Origin of the sequence: Mesorhizobium sp. M1A.F.Ca.IN.020.06.1.1, from assembly GCF_004023265.1 — a bacterium.
GTDB lineage: Bacteria > Pseudomonadota > Alphaproteobacteria > Rhizobiales > Rhizobiaceae > Mesorhizobium.
This window is the reverse complement of sequence record NZ_RZSR01001016.1, coordinates 1-2,081: the sequence shown is the minus strand read 5'-3', so window position 1 is coordinate 2,081 and position 2,081 is coordinate 1. Positions and strand designations below refer to the sequence as shown.

Sequence of the window (2,081 nt, the reverse complement as noted above, 5' to 3'; positions counted from 1 at the left end):
GTTGCGGTGGCGCGCGCCTGCCATGTGCTGGAGCGCACGCTGGCGGTGAAGCTGGCGCCGCTCGACCTCAAACCGGCGCAGCTCGACGTGCTGATGAACCTCTACCGTCATCCCGGGATGTCGCAGCACGACCTTGCCCGCAAGCTCTTGGTCGGCCGCTCGAACATCACGATGCTGTTGCCGCAACTGGAAGCCCGCGGCCTGCTGCGTCGTGAGGGCGACGAAAAGGACAAGCGGGTGCTGCGGTTGAACCTCACCGAAGCCGGCGAGGCCCTGCTGATGCGGGCGCTGAAAGTGCATATGGCGCTCATCGAGAAGGCAATGAGCCAGTCGACGCCGGAGCAGTGCGACATGATCGGCGAGCAGATGCGCAAGATCGCCGATGTCCTGAAGGAGGCCTGACCGGGCGCTCTCGAGGCCGCTACCACATGGTCTTCTTTGCCCGCTCCGGCCATTCCTTGTCATATGCGGCGCCATTGATATTCCTGCGGCTGGTGATCTCGAGGATCTGGCCGGGCGTCGGCAGCGACTTCGGGTCGACATGCTTTGCCGGGTTCCAGAGCTCCGAGCGCACGATGGCGCGTGCGCACTGGAAATAGACCGCGTCGACGGCGACAACGGTGACCGACCCAGCCGGCTTGCCATCGACCATGAAGGACGCGCAAAGCTCGGCATCGGCTGTGATATGGGCGCGGCCGTTGACGCGCAGCGTCGTGCCGGAGCCCGGCACAAGGAAGAGCAGCCCGACGCGCGGATCGCGAATGATGTTCTTCAGCGAATCGGCGCGGTTGTTGCCGCGCCTGTCGGGCATCATCAGCGTTTTTTCGTCCAGGAGGCGCACGAAGCCGGCGAGATCGCCGCGCGGCGAGCAGTCCAGCCCCTCCGGCCCGCAGGTCGCCAGCGCCACGAAAGGCGAGGCTTCAATGAAGGCTGCATATTCGGGGATCACATGGTCAAGCTCCTTGACGACCGAGGCCTCGCCAGGCAGGCCGTAGAGGGCTTCGAGCTGTTCGACCGATGTGATGAGCGACATCTTTTCAGCCTCCTGACCTTTTGCCGGCGCTACTCTATGTCCATGACGCTTTGACGACACCCAGTCAAACGTCTTGGCGCCAGGCTAGCGGTCGCGGCTGAGCCCCTTCTCGGCCAGCTCGGCGAGGTAGGCGTTCCAGCGCTCGTCCTTTTCATGCCCGAGCGTGTGAAGATAGTTCCAGGTGAAGATGCCGGTGTCGTGGAAATCGTCGAAGGTGATGCGCACCGCGTAATTGCCGACCGGCTCGATCTTAAGAATCGCGACATTGCGCTTGCCGGGCACAGTCACGCGCTGATCCGGCGAATGGCCCTGCACCTCGGCAGAAGGCGAGGCCACGCGCAAGAACTCCGCCGGCAGTTCGAACGGCTGATGCCCGGCAAAGGTCACGGTGAGCAGCTTGCGGTCCTTCGAGACCCTGAGTTCCTTCGGCGCCGTCATGTTTCTTCCTATATGCGTTGCGCCCTTCCCTACGCCGGTTCGCGCAGTGCGAAAAGGTGATAGAAGGCAGCCGACAGAGAATGTCGGTCGGGGAATGTTACCAAAGATCGAGAGCTTCTATCTTGAATGCGCGGTTGGATCGTATCACATAGCCGTATATAACGACGCTGCTCAGGCCACGGAAGCGCTTGCAATGGACATGATCGACCCCTTCGGTCGCACGATCAGCTATCTGCGCGTGTCGGTTACCGACCGCTGCGATTTCCGTTGCACCTATTGCATGGCCGAGGACATGACCTTTTTGCCCAAGAAGGATCTGCTCTCGCTCGAGGAGCTCGACCGGCTCTGCAGCGTCTTCATCGAAAAGGGCGTCAGGAAGCTGAGGCTGACCGGCGGCGAGCCGCTGGTGCGCAAGAACATCATGCACCTGGTTCGCCAGCTGTCGCGGCATCTTGAGAGCGGCGCGCTGGAAGAGCTGACGCTCACCACCAACGGCTCGCAGCTGTCGCGCTTTGCCGCCGAGCTCGCCGACTGCGGCGTGAAGCGCATCAATGTCTCGCTTGACACGCTCGACGCCGACAAATTCCGCCAGATCACCCGCTGGGGCAAT

At 62.5% G+C, this 2,081-nt stretch carries 4 protein-coding genes; 2 read left to right on the top strand and 2 right to left on the bottom strand.

The window, feature by feature from the left end; genetic code table 11:
- A partial coding sequence (locus EOA60_RS30350; RefSeq protein WP_164899664.1) for a MarR family transcriptional regulator occupies positions 1 to 402 on the top strand: 402 nt, incomplete at its 5' end.
- 19 nt (positions 403 to 421) lie between these two features.
- Here EOA60_RS30350 and EOA60_RS30345 read toward each other — a convergent pair.
- Both EOA60_RS30345 and EOA60_RS30340 read right to left on the bottom strand, forming a co-directional pair.
- Entirely contained in the window at positions 422 to 1,033 is a 612-nt protein-coding gene (locus EOA60_RS30345) for a pyridoxamine 5'-phosphate oxidase family protein (RefSeq protein WP_095825399.1), read from the bottom strand.
- Positions 1,034 to 1,117: 84 nt separating this feature from the next.
- Positions 1,118 to 1,471 (bottom strand): DUF971 domain-containing protein, encoded by a 354-nt coding sequence (locus EOA60_RS30340; protein ID WP_066989863.1) that lies wholly within the window; start codon positions 1,469 to 1,471, stop codon positions 1,118 to 1,120.
- Between the two features lie 193 nt (positions 1,472 to 1,664).
- Between EOA60_RS30340 and EOA60_RS30335 the strand changes: the two genes are divergently transcribed.
- On the top strand, positions 1,665 to 2,081 hold a 417-nt coding region (locus EOA60_RS30335; RefSeq protein ID WP_128312423.1), incomplete at its 3' end, for a radical SAM protein.

What these genes read in the sequence shown, in the direction of transcription:
- EOA60_RS30345 (WP_095825399.1), bottom strand. Translation starts at nt 1,033, where the DNA reads ATGTCGCTCATCACATCGGTCGAACAGCTCGAAGCCCTCTACGGCCTG.
- EOA60_RS30340 (WP_066989863.1), bottom strand. Translation starts at nt 1,471, where the DNA reads ATGACGGCGCCGAAGGAACTCAGGGTCTCGAAGGACCGCAAGCTGCTC.